Annotated in this window: 16 protein-coding genes; all 16 read left to right on the plus strand. The window is 36.2% G+C overall.

Annotated elements, in window-relative coordinates; genetic code table 11:
* Positions 1-11: 11 nt before the first annotated feature.
* The 16 genes from HZI73_RS12105 (at position 12) to HZI73_RS12180 (ending at position 16,850) form a co-directional block, all read left to right on the plus strand.
* Positions 12-1,007, plus strand: coding sequence for an NAD(P)H-dependent glycerol-3-phosphate dehydrogenase (locus tag HZI73_RS12105; RefSeq protein ID WP_212698481.1), 996 nt, complete (start codon positions 12-14; stop codon positions 1,005-1,007).
* Between the two features lie 390 nt (positions 1,008-1,397).
* Positions 1,398-2,879 (plus strand): stage IV sporulation protein A, encoded by a 1,482-nt coding sequence (gene spoIVA, locus HZI73_RS12110; RefSeq protein ID WP_212698482.1) that lies wholly within the window; start codon positions 1,398-1,400, stop codon positions 2,877-2,879.
* A 274-nt stretch (positions 2,880-3,153) separates the two neighbouring features.
* Positions 3,154-3,621, plus strand: coding sequence for a ribosome maturation factor RimP (gene rimP, locus HZI73_RS12115; RefSeq protein WP_212698483.1), 468 nt, complete (start codon positions 3,154-3,156; stop codon positions 3,619-3,621).
* A gap of 51 nt (positions 3,622-3,672) precedes the next feature.
* Positions 3,673-4,800, plus strand: a complete 1,128-nt coding sequence (nusA, locus tag HZI73_RS12120) for a transcription termination factor NusA (protein ID WP_212698484.1) — start codon at positions 3,673-3,675, stop codon at positions 4,798-4,800.
* Between the two features lie 70 nt (positions 4,801-4,870).
* The gene (rnpM, locus tag HZI73_RS12125; protein ID WP_212698485.1) at positions 4,871-5,140 is read left to right on the plus strand and encodes an RNase P modulator RnpM; all 270 of its coding nucleotides are present in this window, start codon (positions 4,871-4,873) and stop codon (positions 5,138-5,140) included.
* A complete protein-coding gene (locus HZI73_RS12130) occupies positions 5,133-5,441 on the plus strand; it encodes a L7Ae/L30e/S12e/Gadd45 family ribosomal protein (RefSeq protein ID WP_212698486.1) in 309 nt (102 codons plus the stop codon). The genes rnpM and HZI73_RS12130 overlap by 8 nt, the downstream gene beginning before the upstream one ends.
* Positions 5,442-5,604: 163 nt before the next feature.
* A complete protein-coding gene (gene infB, locus HZI73_RS12135; protein ID WP_212698487.1) occupies positions 5,605-7,572 on the plus strand; it encodes a translation initiation factor IF-2 in 1,968 nt (655 codons plus the stop codon).
* A gap of 73 nt (positions 7,573-7,645) precedes the next feature.
* Positions 7,646-8,011: a 30S ribosome-binding factor RbfA gene (rbfA, locus tag HZI73_RS12140; RefSeq protein WP_212698488.1), complete on the plus strand. Its 366-nt coding sequence runs from the start codon at positions 7,646-7,648 to the stop codon at positions 8,009-8,011.
* The gene (locus tag HZI73_RS12145; RefSeq protein ID WP_212698489.1) at positions 8,008-8,952 is read left to right on the plus strand and encodes a DHH family phosphoesterase; all 945 of its coding nucleotides are present in this window, start codon (positions 8,008-8,010) and stop codon (positions 8,950-8,952) included. Before rbfA ends, HZI73_RS12145 begins: the two co-directional genes overlap by 4 nt.
* Positions 8,953-9,075: 123 nt before the next feature.
* Positions 9,076-9,972: a tRNA pseudouridine(55) synthase TruB gene (truB, locus tag HZI73_RS12150; RefSeq protein WP_212698490.1), complete on the plus strand. Its 897-nt coding sequence runs from the start codon at positions 9,076-9,078 to the stop codon at positions 9,970-9,972.
* A gap of 11 nt (positions 9,973-9,983) precedes the next feature.
* Positions 9,984-10,910: a bifunctional riboflavin kinase/FAD synthetase gene (locus HZI73_RS12155; RefSeq protein WP_212698491.1), complete on the plus strand. Its 927-nt coding sequence runs from the start codon at positions 9,984-9,986 to the stop codon at positions 10,908-10,910.
* A 127-nt stretch (positions 10,911-11,037) separates the two neighbouring features.
* Positions 11,038-11,298, plus strand: a complete 261-nt coding sequence (gene rpsO, locus HZI73_RS12160) for a 30S ribosomal protein S15 (RefSeq protein ID WP_212698492.1) — start codon at positions 11,038-11,040, stop codon at positions 11,296-11,298.
* A gap of 333 nt (positions 11,299-11,631) precedes the next feature.
* Complete coding sequence (locus HZI73_RS12165; protein ID WP_212698493.1) at positions 11,632-13,728, plus strand: polyribonucleotide nucleotidyltransferase; 2,097 nt, start codon at positions 11,632-11,634, stop codon at positions 13,726-13,728.
* A 261-nt stretch (positions 13,729-13,989) separates the two neighbouring features.
* Positions 13,990-15,252, plus strand: a complete 1,263-nt coding sequence (locus HZI73_RS12170; RefSeq protein WP_212698494.1) for a M16 family metallopeptidase — start codon at positions 13,990-13,992, stop codon at positions 15,250-15,252.
* On the plus strand, positions 15,240-15,689 hold the full coding sequence (gene dut, locus HZI73_RS12175) for a dUTP diphosphatase (RefSeq protein ID WP_212698495.1): 450 nt from the start codon (positions 15,240-15,242) through the stop codon (positions 15,687-15,689). Before HZI73_RS12170 ends, dut begins: the two co-directional genes overlap by 13 nt.
* A 30-nt stretch (positions 15,690-15,719) precedes the next feature.
* Positions 15,720-16,850: an aldo/keto reductase gene (locus tag HZI73_RS12180; RefSeq protein ID WP_212698496.1), complete on the plus strand. Its 1,131-nt coding sequence runs from the start codon at positions 15,720-15,722 to the stop codon at positions 16,848-16,850.
* Positions 16,851-16,910 lie beyond the last annotated feature (60 nt).

Below are 16,910 nucleotides of genomic sequence, written 5' to 3' on the forward strand. Positions count from 1 at the left end.
GAGGTGGTTTTATGAAAAAAGTATCTGTGATAGGTGCAGGCAGCTGGGGAACAGCTTTAGCTATTCTATTATGTGATAATGGTCATGATGTAACCATTTGGTCCATTGACCAAAAAGAAATCGATATGTTGAAACATACAAGAGAGAATAAGCCCAAGTTACCAGGTATTAAAATACATGAAGCCATTAAGATAACCCCTGACATGGAGGAAGCTGTTCAAGGGAAGGATTTTATCATTATGGCAGTTCCTTCTAAATTTGTTCGCAGTACGGCTAAACGCATGAAAGCATTAGTCATGAAAGAACAGATCATTGTCAATGTAGCCAAAGGTCTTGAAGATGAAACATTGCTGACACTGGTTGAAGTCATAGAAGATGAAATGCCTCATAATGATGTGGTTGTTTTATCTGGTCCAAGTCATGCTGAAGAAGTAGCCAAGAAACTTCCAACCACTTGCGTCGCTGGTTCCAAGGATCTGGATATAGCTCAACAAGTTCAAGATTTGTTTATGAACACCTATTTTAGAGTGTATACCAGTTCAGATGTTGTAGGGATTGAAATGGGTGGAGCACTTAAGAATGTCATAGCCCTTGCTGCAGGTATATCGGATGGTATTGGGTTTGGTGATAATACAAAGGCTGCCCTTATGACAAGAGGTATTACAGAAATTAGCCGGCTAGGTGTTGCCATGGGGGCTAAGGAGCACACGTTTAACGGCTTATCAGGTATCGGTGACCTGATTGTTACGTGTACCAGTATGCACAGCCGTAATCGTCGGGCAGGTATATTAATTGGTCAAGGCCATACCCTTAACGAAGCCCTTGAAGAGGTACAGATGGTTGTGGAAGGTGTGTTTACTGCAAAAGCAGCCCTTGATTTAGCTCATAAACATCATGTAGAAATGCCCATTATTCGAAAAGTCAATGACGTGCTATTTGAAGGTAAAAACACAAAAAAAGCGGTTGAAGAACTCATGATTCGTGATAAGAAGATTGAGTATGTTTAAAGCTTTATGGAAACAGACAGTTGTTTGAACGTTATGTACAAGTCATCCCATGTAGGGTAAGAACTTTAGGAAATGCACATATCCATAAAACCTTATTTTAATGTTATCTCATATTAAGATAAGGTTTTTTTATTGGATAGGAAAGTTGTCCTATCCAATAAAAAAAGAATTGAATTTATGCGCAGATATTTCTCGTGAACGAGAAAATCTCGATGCGCAGTACAAAAATAACTTCTGAAAATGCAAGTCACGACTAAAATAAAGTGTGACGAAGTCACTTTTGTACTTATAGCGATAAATACAAAAATAAATACAACTTATCACCATATGGTATATTCCTCTATCTGAATCATATATTTATATATAAGAATACTTACAGGGAGGATATGTATGTTAGCAGAATACGATATTTATAAAGATATTCGAGCACGAACCAATGGCGAAATTTATATGGGAGTGGTTGGACCTGTACGCACTGGAAAGTCGACTTTTATCAAACGGTTTATGGATTTATTAGTATTACCTAATATAGAAAATGTACATAGCAGGGAACGTACCCAGGATGAGTTGCCTCAGAGTGCAGCAGGAAAAACCATTATGACAACAGAACCTAAGTTTATCCCTCAAGATGCAGCAAAAGTGTCCCTTTCAGATGATGTGGAATTCAATGTACGCATGATTGATTGTGTGGGCTATATGGTTGAAGGGGCTTCGGGACATCTGGAAAACGAGGAAGAGCGAAAGGTTAAAACACCATGGTTCGAGCATGATATTCCATTTACCCAAGCAGCTGAAATTGGCACTAAAAAAGTAATAAATGACCATTCTACCATTGGTATAGTAGTAACAGCAGATGGTTCATTTGGTGAAATTCCAAGAGAGAATTATATTCAAGCTGAAGAGAGAACCATTGATGAGTTGAAAAAATTATCAAAACCTTATGTGGTGATTTTAAATTCGCTAAGACCTTATTCGGATGATACCATGGTAACAGCCAGTGAGTTACAAGAAAAGTACAATGTACCTGTATTACCTGTTAACTGTGATCAGCTTAAAAAAGATGATGTTGTTAATATTTTAGAAAGTGTATTAATGGAATTCCCACTATCTGTTGTGAACTTTAATGTACCAAAATGGATTGAAATGCTTGATAATGATCATTGGTTAAAAGCGTCCCTTATTGACTCCGTGAGAGATATTATGTGTTCCGTTGATGCGATTCGTGATCTTAAAAAAGAAGATATCCTGGCCATCGAGAATGAGTACATTGATCATGTAAAACTGGATAGAATTGATTTATCCACGGGATGTGCACAGATTGATGTGGACTTCAATGACGACTATTATTATAATATTTTAAGTGATCTCATGGGTACGCAGATTACTGGTGAATATCAATTCATGTCTTTATTAAAGAAACTGGGCAAAGTGAAAGAAGAGTACGACAAAGTATCAGCAGCCCTTAATGAAGTTAAAGCAAAAGGTTATGGTATTGTTACACCTATGGTAGAGGAATTAGCTTTACAAGAACCAGAAATTATTAAACAAGGTAATAACTATGGTGTAAAATTAAGAGCAAGTGCTCCCACCATTCATATGATCAAATGTGATATTCAAACAGAGGTATCACCGATTATCGGTACTGAAAAGCAAAGTGAAGACTTACTACATTATATAACCAGTGAGATGGATACAGATCCAGCAAAGATATGGGACACCAATCTATTTGGCAAGCCCCTTCATGAACTGGTGAATGATGGGCTGCAAAGTAAGATATACCGTATGCCAGATGAGTCAAGAGATAAGCTGCAAGAAACGTTACAGAAGATTGTTAATGATGCTAATGGAGGACTTGTGTGTATTATCATTTAAATTTTTTTTGATAATAATAACTACAAAAATACACTATATTACAAGGTATAAATAGCATGAAAATGATTAAACCATAGAGTTAAAGGAAATAATATAATATGCATTAATTCACCTTAAGAATATGTAAGCAATGTTAAATTATAGCAAGTATGCCTTGCAATATAGGCAGTTACGTGATATAATAGTTTTCAGAAATAAGGTGAGTACTAGAAAGAGTGGACGTTTAGTCCACTCTTGTTATGTATATAGAACATAAGAAAGGGTGATAAAAAAGATGTCATTCAGAGAACATGTGGAAACATTAGTAGAAGAAATTCTAGTGCCCATTCTCGATAGTAACACATTTGAATTAGTTGATGTGGAATATGTAAAAGAAGGATCTAACTGGTATCTTCGAATCTTTATTGATAAAGATGGCGGCATTACCATTGATGATTGTGAACTTGTAAGTCGTGCTTTTGATAGTGCGTTTGAAGATAAAGACCCTATTAAAGAGCCTTATATCTTAGAAGTTAGCTCACCAGGTCTTGATCGGCCACTCAAAAAAGACAAAGATTTTGCAAGAAGTCTAGGGGAAAAAGTAGAGGTTAAATTATACAAATCTATCAATAAACAAAAAGAATTTATTGGTATATTAAAGAGCTATGATGATGATCACATTATCTTAGAAATGGAAAATGGCGAAGATATGTCATTTTTACGTACTGATATTGCCATTATACGATTAGCCATACTATTTTAATATAGAAAATGCTTGAAGCATATTCTAAACTTTTACTTAAGGAGGATTAAAATGAATGCTGAATTCATTGAAGCATTAAATCAGATTGAAAAAGAGAAGGGGATTAGCAAAGAGATTTTAATTGAGACCATTGAGATTTCTTTGGTGACAGCATGTAAGAACAATTTTGGAACAGCGCAAAACATTAAAGTGGAGATTGATCGAGATAAAGGTGATGTTTCTGTCTATGCAGAAAAGGAGATTGTAGAAGAAGTTGAAGATAAACAACTCACCATATCCTTAGAAGATGCAAAGGCAATTGATCCAAAACTCAATTTAGGCGATATAATCAAAATAGAGATTACACCTAAGAACTTCGGAAGAATCGCAGCTCAAAAGGCGAAGCAAGTGGTTGTTCAAAAGATTCGAGAAGCTGAGAGAGAAGTCATCTATAACCAATATATCACCAAAGAGAAAGATGTCATTACAGGAATTATTCAACGTCAAGTGAGAGATAACGTGATTATTAATTTAGGTAAAATTGATGCGATCCTTTCTGAAAAAGAACGTGTAAGCAGTGAAAGATATTTACCAAATGAGCGCTTTAAGGTCTATGTACTGGAAGTAAAAGAAAGCACTAAAGGACCAAAAGTATATGTATCACGTACTCATCCAGAGCTTGTTAAGCGATTATTTGAGCAGGAAGTACCGGAGGTTCATGACGGTATCGTTGAAATCAAGGGTATTTCTAGAGAAGCAGGCTCAAGAACGAAAATTGCTGTGTATTCCTCTAATGAAGATGTAGACCCTGTTGGCTCATGTGTTGGTCATAATGGTGCAAGAGTGTCCATTATTGTCAATGAGTTAAGAGGTGAAAAGATTGATATTATTCCTTGGGATGAGAATCCTGTTAAGTTTATATCAGCGGCTCTTAGTCCTTCAAAAGTTGTTAAAGTTGTTGTTAATCAAGAGGAAAAGAGTGCAAAAGTCATCGTACCTGATTATCAATTGTCATTAGCTATTGGTAAAGAAGGTCAGAATGCACGTTTAGCAGCTAAACTCACAGGCTATCGTATTGATATTAAAAGTGAAACGCAAGCTAAACAAACAAACTTTATTACGGAAGAAGAAGAACTTGGTGCTATTTTATCCAGAAATGCCATGGAAGAAGATGAGGAAGATGTAAGAGATCTCTTCTAGATAAGATGCCCTACAATATGTGAATAAAGATGCGATAAATGCAATGCTAGTAAGAAAGGAATGATGGAATATGGCTCGAAAAGTACCATTAAGAAAATGCACAGGCTGTCAGGAAATGAAAGACAAAAGACAGCTCATACGTGTTGTCAGAACCAAAGAAGGCGATATGTCCATTGATCGAACAGGTAAGAAAAATGGCAGAGGTGCTTATATCTGCCCATCAACTGAATGCTTAGAGAAAGCCATTAAAAATAAAGGCTTAGAGCGCTCATTTAAAGTAAATATTCCAAGTGAAGTCTATGATAGCTTAAAGGAGGAATTAGGAGACAGTGATGCATAATAAAGTCTACTCTCTTTTAGGATTATGTCAGCGAGCATCAAGGTTGGTTTCAGGTGAATTTATGACCGAAAAAGCTGTAAAAGATAAATCAGTACAACTGGTTGTTGTAGCCAATGATGCTTCAGGCAACACAAAGAAATTATTCAATAACATCTGTAATACCCATAACGTTCCATTATTATCATTTGGAACAAAGGATGAACTGGGTCGAGCAATAGGCAAAGAAATTCGTGCATCCATTGGTGTTATGGACGAAGGTTTTGCTAAGGCTATACAAAAAGCATATCAATATAATAAGTAGAGAATTCATGAGGATGAAATTCTTATTACCTTATAAAAATAGAATAAAGGGTGGGGACCCTAGTATTTGTGATTAGATTTAACCCAAAATGTAAAAAATATAAAAAATAAGAATCTAACCACTGGTTACCATATCAGACTTAATTTTGCGGAGGTGGTTTAAAATGTCAAAGATTCGCGTATATGAAATTGCTAAAGAACTAGGTTTAAGCAATAAAGAGTTGCTTGCCACGTTGAAAGAATTTGATATTAAAGTAAAAAATCATATGAGTTCATTGACAGATGAGGAAGCTAAACTCATAACAGAGTATTATGCTCCTGAAGACACAAAAGAAGAAGTTGACAATGCCCAAGAAGTAGCAGCAGAAGTGGAAAGTGATGAAGAAACAGTTTTAATTCCAGAGATGGTAACTGTAAAAACATTGGCTGAGAAGCTTAACAAGCAGACATCCGATGTGGTAAAAAGCCTGATGTTAAAAGGCATTATGGCTACAGCTAATCAAGAAATTGATTTTGATACAGCAAGTGAAATCGCGTTAGAATATAATGTTTTATTAGAAAAAGAACCTGAGCAAGATTTGGTAGAAGCTTTTTTTGCTGAGGAGCCTGATGATGAAAAAGATTTGGTAACACGTTCGCCAATCGTTGTGGTAATGGGTCATGTTGACCATGGTAAAACATCCTTATTGGATGCTATTCGTGAAAGTAATGTGACGTCAAGAGAAGCTGGTGGTATCACTCAGCATATAGGTGCATCTGTTGTAACCATTAATGACCATGATATTACATTTTTAGATACACCTGGTCATGAAGCTTTTACAGCAATGCGTCTTAGAGGTGCTATGGCAACAGATATAGCAATCTTAGTTGTAGCAGCAGACGACGGTGTGATGCCTCAGACCATTGAAGCCATCAACCATGCTAAAGCAGCAGGTGTTCAGATTATTGTTGCCGTTAATAAAATTGATAAACCAGGTGCTAATCAGGACCGTGTGAAACAAGAACTTGTAGAATATGGATTGATAGCAGAAGATTGGGGTGGAGATACTATCTGTGTACCGGTATCTGCCATTGAAAAGACCAATCTTGACCAATTACTTGAAATGATTTTATTAGTTTCAGAAATGGAAGAATTAAAAGCAAACCCAAATAAAAAAGCTAGTGGTACCATTGTTGAGGCTCAACTTGACAAAGGAAGAGGACCTGTTGCAACGGTTCTGATTCAAAATGGTACATTAAAAGTTGGTGATTCCATTATAGCAGGTACAGCTTATGGTCGTATCAGAGCCATGATTGATGATAAGGGTAGACGAGTAAAACAAGCGGGACCATCAACACCAGTAGAGATTCTTGGTCTATCGGAAGTACCGGTAGCAGGAGATGCTTTCTTCACGGCTAAAAATGAAAGAGAAGCAAGGCATGTAGCAGATAAAGTGATTGAAAAGAATCGTGAAAAATTGATCCAAAATACACCACAAAAGGTAACACTGGATGACCTTTTCAATCAGATTCAATCTGGAAACATGAAAGAGCTCAATATTATCGTTAAGGCAGATGTTCAAGGTTCTGTTGAAGCAGTTAAGCAAAGTCTCGTTAAACTCTCTAATGAAGACGTGATGATTAAAGTGATTCATGGTGGTGTGGGTGCCATTAATGAGACTGACGTTATATTAGCATCTGCTTCTAACGCCATCATTATTGGATTCAATGTAAGACCTGAAACCAGTGCCAAGGCCGTAGCTGATGCTGAGAAAATTGATTTACGTTTATACCGTATTATCTATAATGCTATTGAAGATATTGAAGCTGCAATGAAAGGTATGCTTGACCCAGAATATAAAGAAAAAGTAATCGGTCATGCAGAAGTAAGACAGACGTTTAAAGTGTCAGGTGTTGGAACCATTGCTGGATCTTATGTATTAGATGGTAAATTCACACGTAATGCAAAAGTTCGATTGGTTCGAGATGGTATTGTTATCTATGAAGGTGAACTGGATTCTCTTAAGCGTTTCAAAGATGATGTAAAAGAAGTGAATACAGGTTATGAATGCGGTATTATGCTTAATAAATTCAACGACTTAAAAGAAGGCGATGTAGTAGAAGCTTACATCATGGAAGAAATACCTCGATAAATAATGCACGTTGAATAAGCCATACCATATACCTTACACCATTGGCAGATCATCCTATAAGAAGGTGAGTAAAATGAAAAAAAGAAGTAGTCGTATTATTAAAATTAATGAAGAGATAAAAAAAGAAGTAAGTAAAATCATAAGTAGAGAGCTGAAAGACCCTCGTATTAATCAGATGACGACAGTTGTAGGTGTTGATGCTACACCAGATTTGAAATTTTGTAAAGTATTTATCAGTGTCTTAGGTGATGAACAATCTCAGAAAGACACCTTAGAAGGTCTGAAGCGATCCTCAGGATATATTCGTAATGAATTAGCTAAGCGCATTAATCTTCGTAATACACCAGAAATCACATTTACTGGCGATCAATCCATTGAATATGGTATGCATATGTCAAAGTTAATTGATGAAGTCAATAAAAAAGGTGACGTGGAATGAAACTACAAGAATTAGTGAACTTATGTGAGAATCAAGCAAATATAATTATTTCAGGTCATATTAACCCAGATGGAGATTGTATCGGTGCATGTTATGCATTAGCTGCAATTCTCCATAAAAAGGGAATTCATGCTAAGATAGCTATGGAAGACATTCCAGATACTTTTAATTACCTTGTGGAAGGTAGGCTTTATGTTGAAGAAGATCAAATCAAGCGTTCAGATGTATTCATAGCTCTTGATTGTGGTGATAAAGAGAGACTTGGACCACATGTCCCATTATTTGACCAAGCATCCATCACCATTAATGTTGATCATCATATTAGCAATAACCATTTTGCTGATTATAATCATGTGGTGGAGGCCAGTTCAACCTGTGAAATCATATTTGAAATGTTAGAAGATACATCTTTATTGGACAAGCCCATCTGTGAGGCACTCTATACAGGTATTGCCTATGATACAGGTGCGTTCAAGCATTGTAATACCACAAGACGCACTTACGAAATAGCAGGTACTTTAATCGATTATGGTGTAAATTTTAATGAGATTATTAATCGCTTGTACTACTACAAATCATATAAATCCTTTAAAGTCCTAGGTTTAGCCATAGCTAATGCAAAGATGTATTTAGACAATGTAATCCTGTTAACTTCCCTTTCCTTAGAAGATCTTAAACGTTATGATTGTGAGAAAAAAGATACTGATGGTGTTGTTCAGATGCTGAATGAGGTAATGGAAAGCAGTTGTGCTGTTTTTATTGTTCAAGTCAGTCAAGATACATTCAAAGTCAGTCTAAGGTCCAGTAGTGGAATAGATGTCTGCAAAGTAGCTCAAGTATTTGGCGGTGGTGGACATACGAAAGCGTCTGGCTGTACAATAACTGGTACAATTGAACAGGTGAAAGAACAAATAATTGAAGCCATTACAGAGCAATTATAAGTTATTATGGAAAATTAAGTTGGACAGATAGTGCAGGGATAGCATTATGGGTTCAACTTATACATTATTCCTGAATAAGTGTAAGTGACATAGCATTTCATACAGGAAGTAGAGGAAAAAGACATGAATGGAATTATCAATATATACAAAGAAAAGGGTTATACATCCTTTGATGTGGTTGCTATTCTCAGAAGAAAATTAGGCATAAAAAAGGTTGGACATACAGGTACACTGGACCCAGAAGCAGAGGGGGTGCTGCCTATCTGTATTGGAAAAGCAACCAAGGTAGCGGATTATATTACAGATACCAAGAAAGTATACCGTGCTACCATGACGTTAGGTGTGACCACAGATACCCAAGATCATACGGGTAAAGTACTAAGCCAGAAGAATGTGACGGTGTCAAAAGATGCTATAGAAAAAGCCATCGCATCTTTTGTAGGAGAATATGAACAGATTCCTCCCATGTATTCTGCTCTAAAAGTTAATGGCAAACGCTTATACACGTTAGCCAGACAGGGTAAAACCATTGAGAGAAAAGCACGAAAAGTCATGATCTATGATATCGTTGTTCATGAGGTAGAAGGCATCCACGTTGATATGTCCATTGCATGTTCTAAGGGGACTTATATTCGAACCCTTTGTGCAGATATAGGTGACAAACTACAATGCGGTGCTCATATGAGTAAGTTGGTTCGAACAAAATCCAGCCTGTTTAGTATAGAAGCAAGTCATACATTGGATGAGATAGATACTTACATTCAAGAAGAACGATTAGATGAGATAATGCTGCCCATAAGTCAAGTCTTTAATTATGACAAGCGCATTATAGATACTAGGTACGATAAATTATTATATAATGGCAACAAACTAAGTCAAGCATGTGTTATGCATAATGAGCAGATAACAGAAAATAAACGTTACAGCGTTTATGATGAAAGAGAAAAGTTTATAGGGATTTATCAGACGGTCATCATAGATGGTCAGATGCTATTGAAACCTATAAAGATTTTTCTTTAGGGGGGAAGCTGATGGAACATATAACAGGAACAAAAGATATTACATCACCTCCTTCAGTAGTAGTCCTAGGAAATTTCGACGGGATACATATTGGACATAGAAAACTAATTGATAAAGCCTTGGACATATCAAAAACATTGGATTTAAAAGTTCTTGTATTTACATTTGACCCGCATCCCAGTTTTGTACTAGCAAATAAGGAACCTGTTGATCTAATTTATTTAAGTAAGGAAAAGGCCAAGCTATTAGATGATGTGGATTATTTTGTAGAGTATCCCTATGACCTTGATACATCTAGAATGACGCCGGAGATATTTATCGAAGAGGTTGTATGTAAAGGCTTACAAGCAAAAGCTATTGTCGTTGGTGAAGATTATCGATTTGGTTATAAGCGAAAAGGTGATATTGAACTACTTAAAGCATTGGCATCAAAAAATGGTTACCAGCTTATAACCATCAAAAAAATTGCTTATAACCATCGCATTGTAAGCAGTACATGGATAAGGCATGAAATTAAAAAAGGGCATATGGAAAAAGCGAACCTTCTATTAGGCAGTAACTTCAGTATCAGTGGACAGATTACACTAGGAAGACAGAATGGAAGGAAACTGGGTTTTCCTACAGCCAATATAAAACCCAATAAAAATAAATTATTACCACCAAATGGTGTATATTTATCAAAGATTTACGTTAATAATATACAATATAACAGCATCACAAATATTGGTATCAATCCTACACTTGATGGCAATGAGACAGTGGTTGAGACGCATATACTTGACTTTAATCAAGACATATATGGACAAGACGTGACAGTTGAACTGCTTAAATTTGTTAGAGACGAAAAGAAATTTGAGTCCCTTCATGCATTAAAAAAAGAAATTGCTGAAAACATTGCTTATCGAAGAGCTTATATGGAAGAGAATCACGAACTGTGATAAATTTGTTTACAAAATTATGGATTTGTGATAGAATTTATGAGGTAAAAAGCCGTTGCTCGGAAAATGGGACACTCCGACCCTTTCTTGGTAATTGGCGTTAATAAAAAATATGGAGGTTACACACATGGAAAAAACTAAGCAAGAAATAATTGCTGAATACGGAAGAAATGCAACAGACACAGGTTCTCCTGAAGTACAGATTGCATTACTAACAGCAAGAATCAATCATTTAACAGAGCATTTAAAAATGCACAAGAAAGATCACCATTCAAGAAGAGGACTACTAATGATGGTTGGTCAAAGAAGAGGTTTATTACAATATCTTAAGAAAAAAGATATTGAAGGTTATCGTAACCTAATTAAACGATTAGGATTAAGAAGATAATAGAATAAACATGATGCCTTATGTGCAGATGTAAGGTTTATTCAAGAGCGGAGCAATCCGCTCTATAATTTTAATTCTAAGAGAAACACAAATTAAATCAAGTCTTTAGTACTAGTAATCTTAACCTTTAGTCATTAGTTTTTGTTTTTTAAGGAAAGAAATTGTTTAATTATAAGTTCAACTAATGTAATAAATAAAATTAAACCCCCAATTTATTTATTAAATAAGTTTCCCTAATAATTAAGCCAATTCTTAATTAAAAGATAAAAACTAACGACTAAGGATCTAGGCTAAGGACAAGTTAATGATGGAAATTGAAAGGAGATTGTTTGAATGTCTAGAGTATATTCATTGGAGATAGCAGGAAGAATGCTATCTGTAGAAATTGGAAAAGTTGCTGAACAAGCAAATGGAGCAGTATTGATACGCTATGGAGATACAGTTGTCTTAACAACAGCAACTGCATCAGAAAAGCCACGTCCAGGGATTGATTTTTTCCCACTAAGTGTTGACTATGAGGAGCGATTATATTCAGTTGGAAAGATTCCAGGCGGTTTTATTAAGAGAGAAGGGAAGCCTTCTGAGAACTCTGTACTCACATCAAGAGTTATTGACCGTCCTATTCGACCACTGTTTCCTAAAGATTATCGTAATGACTGTGCCGTTGTTAATACGGTATTATCTGTTGACCAAGATTGTCAACCTGAATTTGCAGCCATGCTTGGTTCTTCTATAGCGTTATCCATATCGGATATACCTTTCAAAGGACCGACCAGTTCATTGATTATGGGTTATATTGATGGCGAATTGGTGATTAATCCAGTTGCAGCCCAACGTGAGAAATCAGAAATGACGTTAATTGTATCATCTACAAGTGAAAAAGTGGTCATGATAGAAGCTTCTGCAGATGAAATACCTGAAGAAGTTATGCTTGATGCAATTTTTAAAACCCATGAAGAAAACAAGAAAATCGTTGAGTGGATCAATACAATTGTTGAAAAAGAAGGTAAAGAAAAACATGCTTATGAAGAATCTACCGTGCCAAGTGAAGTATATGATACGGTTGTGAATCATATTGGTGATGAGCGAATGGAAGAAGCTGTATTCACAGATGAAAAACAAGTGAGACAGGAAAGAATTAGTGAAATTAAAGAAGAACTGACGGCTAAGTTTGAAGAAGAAGATGAGGAATGGTTACAGTATTTGGATGAAGCCCTTTACAAGTATCAAAAACAAACCGTAAGACGTATGATTTTAAGAGATCATAAGCGACCAGACGGTCGAGCATTAGATGAAATAAGACCTTTATCAGCTGAGGTTGATTTATTACCGAATACCCATGGTTCTGCTTTATTCAGTCGTGGACAAACACAGGTAATGACCATAACAACACTGGGTGCTTTAGGGCAAGTTCAGGTTCTTGATGGGTTAGATGAATTAGAAACATCTAAGCGTTATATGCATCATTATAACTTTCCTTCATACTCAGTTGGAGAAACAAGGCCTTCTAGAGGTCCAGGTCGTCGTGAAATCGGTCATGGTGCGTTGGCTGAAAAGGCATTAGTACCTGTATTGCCATCAGAAGAAGATTTCCCATATGCGATTCGTCTTGTGTCTGAGGTATTAAGTTCCAATGGTTCAACATCACAGGGAAGTATATGTGCCAGTACCTTATCCTTAATGGCTTCAGGTGTACCCATTAAAGCACCCGTAGCTGGTATATCTGTTGGACTTGTAACAGGTGAAACAGATGATGATTATGTAATGCTCACTGATATCCAAGGACTTGAAGACTTTTTTGGTGATATGGACTTTAAAGTTGCTGGAACACACAAGGGTATTACAGCTATTCAGATGGACCTTAAAACATTAGGTTTAACCAACGAAATCATCGACCAAGCAATCCGCCAAACAAAAAGAGCAAGATTGTATATCTTAGATGAAGTCATGTTAAAAGCTATTGATAAACCAAGAACAGAATTATCCAAACTTGCGCCTAAGATTCTTCAAACTAAGATTAACCCAGAAAAGATCAGTGAGGTTATTGGACCACGTGGTAAAACCATTAACAAGATCATTGATGAGACAGGCGTTAAGATTGATATTGAAGATGATGGACGTATCTTTATCTGCGGCATTGACCAAGATGCAGCTCATCAAGCATTAAAGATTATTGAATCCATTGCAAAAGATATTGAGGTTGGCTCAATATATACAGGAAAAGTTGCTAGAATTACGAAGTTTGGTGCTTTTGTGGAAATTGCTCCTGGTAAAGATGGACTTGTTCATATATCAAAACTTGCTCATGAAAGAGTAGCCAAAGTAGAAGATGTAGTTAGTATTGGCGATGAAATCCAAGTGAAAGTAACGGAGATAGATGGTCAAGGTAGAATCAATCTTTCTAGAAAAGACGTATTGCCAAAGGAATAAATGATGCATGGACTTGATATTTTAAAATGAACTATAGATCGTTAACGACTAGGAATGTGTGCTGTATGCACACATTTCTTGTATCTTTCTTATTTTGGATACCCATGAAATACACACACAAGGTATAATGAAAATATCCAGTGACTGTTGTTACATTTATTCGTGGGAAAAAGTACGACGATGAATGCATCATATTGTATTGGTCGTTTATTCATAGTAAAAATGACGTTTTGAATATTGCATAGTGGAGGAATCATATAAATGATCAAAGTGAGAAGGTTGGATAATGGGTTATGTGTTGTTGGTGAAGAAAACTCATTTGTTAGATCAGTAGCAATGGGTATATGGATAAAAAATGGTTCAGTAGATGAAGAAGGGCATAATACAGGTGTTTCTCATTTTATTGAGCACATGATGTTTAAGGGAACAAAGAGTAGGTCAGCAAGAGATATTGCAGATGAAATGTCAGAGGTTGGGGGCAGAATTAATGCTTTTACCGGAAAAGAATACATGTGTTATTATGCCCATACACTGGATAATCATTTCGATGTAGCCTTAGATGTTTTATCAGATATGCTGCTGAATTCAGCAATACGTGATGAAGATATGGAAAAAGAAAAAGGTGTTATTATCGAAGAAATTAACATGTATGAAGATTCACCTGAAGAAATTGTCCACGATCTTATCCAAGAGGAAGCTTGGAAAGCGACACCCTTAGGGAATAACATCTTAGGAACGAAAGAGATAATTAATGGGTTTACCAGTGAAGATATAAGAGCGTATATGGACCAGCATTATATTCCGGAAAACATTGTCGTATCTGTTGTAGGAAAGTTTGATTTTGACGATATCTTTGAGAAGATTAATTCGAAATTTTCTGTGTTACAAGACAAAAAAGCGGTACCACGTAAAAGCAAAACGGAGTATCAGCGTTGTTTTGTTACGAAAGATAAGGATATTGAACAAGTGCACTTGTGTATGGCTTTTCCTAGCATTGCTTATGAATCGGATAAAATATATGTGCTATCCATACTCAACACCATCCTAGGTGGAGGCATTAATTCGCGATTATTTCAATCTATTCGTGAAGAAAAAGGACTAGCTTATTCCATTTATTCTTATGCGGAAACGTATAACATAGCAGGTATGCTTAATGTATATGCAGCAGCTAACCCTGTTCAAATCGAACCGGTTATTGAAGCGACTTTGAAGGAAATAAAGCAATTACTAGATGAAGGTATTCAGGAGAAAGAGTTAAATAAAATAAAGGAGCAATTGAAAAGCAATCTTATTATTGGTTTTGAGAACATGAATTCCAGGATGTCCAGTTATGGCAAGTCCATGCTGATGCTTAATCGCATTAAAACTCAAGATGAAATGATTGAAGGGGTTAATGCTGTGGATGTAAACGGTCTTATGACTTTTGCAAAAGAAGTCTTTGACTTTGATAACATGAGTGTAGCTCTAGTAGGTAGATTAAAAGATATTCATATAGAAAGGATTAGAGAAATATGCAAGATATAGTCGTATATGCCCAACAGACAGAAAAAGGAAAATCCCTACCTTTGCCTAAGTATATGAGTAAGGATTCAGCAGGTATGGATCTCTATGCTTGTTTGGATGAAGACGTTGTATTAGAAAAAGGGACCATTAAGCTTATACCAACAGGATTAAAAATTGCATTACCATCGGGTTATGAGGCGCAGATTCGGCCAAGGAGTGGTTTAGCCCTTAAGTATGGTATTAGTATGGCGAATACCCCAGGAACCATTGACGCGGATTATCGAGGTGAAATTAAGGTCATTATGATTAACTTAGGACAAGAAGATTTTATCGTTAAGCATGGTGAGCGTATTGCTCAAATGGTTATTAACAAGATTGAGCAGGTAAGGTGGGAAGCTGTTGAAGCCTTAGATGATACGGAGAGAGGTGCAGGAGGTTTCGGACATACTGGTAAATAAATAGATACATATGACGAGAGGTGATAGTTGATGCAATACCGTGAATTTGGAAAGACGAAGGAACAGGTTTCTGTATTAGGTTTTGGTTGTATGCGTTTTCAAACAGATCATAAAAAAGATAATCAAATCCTAGAAGAATTAGCCATTAAACAATTGCGTTCTGCAATTGATATGGGCGTTAACTACGTAGATACAGCTTATCCTTATCATGGTGGGGAAAGTGAACCGTTAGTAGGAAAAGCTTTACAAGATGGCTATCGAGAAAAAGTAAAACTTGCTACAAAACTACCTTGTTGGCTGATTAACTCAAGAGAAGATATGGACAAGTATCTCAATGAGCAACTTGAGAAATTACAAACCGATTATGTAGACTTTTATTTGCTGCACTCTATGAACAAAGGTTTTTGGAAGCGGTTAAAAGAACATGATGTATTTGATTTTATAAAAAAAGCTCTTGAAGATGGTCGCATCAAGCATATAGGATTCTCCTTTCATGATGATTTACCATTATTCAAAGAAATTGTAGATGCTTATGACTGGGATTTTTGTCAAATTCAATACAATTATTTAGATGAAGCTTATCAGGCAGGTTTGGAAGGTATGCTCTATGCAAGAGAACGTGGTCTAGGGATCGTCGTTATGGAACCTCTTCGTGGTGGTAGTTTAACGAAGGAAGTACCAGCTGATGTACAAGCTATATGGGATAAGGCTGACACGAAACGTTCACCAGCCGAATGGGCATTAAAATTCATATGGGACCGTCCAGAAGTTGATGTGATTCTCAGTGGTATGAATGACATGGCACATATTGAAGAGAATATAAAAGTAGCTAAGGAAACACTGCCCAATTCCTTATCAGATGCAGAAAAAGCCCTTATTGATGAAGTAAAGGCAATTTACCAAAGTAAGATAAAAGTTAATTGTACGTCTTGTGAATACTGTTTGCCATGTCCCGTTGGCATTCATATCCCTGGAAATTTTGGACGTTACAATTATGCATCCATGTTTAGTTACGAAGAAGGTAAAAAAAGATATGAGCATCTTGATGCTAAAGCAAGAGCGGATCAATGTGTAAGTTGTGGCGAATGTGAGAGTAAATGTCCGCAACATATACCTATTAGAGAACGTCTAAAAGAAATGGCTGAATACTTTGCTGTGTAACTGCATAATAGAAAGTCTATAAAAAGGCTGTCATGTACAATGGTTGTTGTACGTGGCAGT

It is taken from the genome of Vallitalea pronyensis (assembly GCF_018141445.1).
GTDB classification, from domain to species: domain Bacteria; phylum Bacillota; class Clostridia; order Lachnospirales; family Vallitaleaceae; genus Vallitalea; species Vallitalea pronyensis.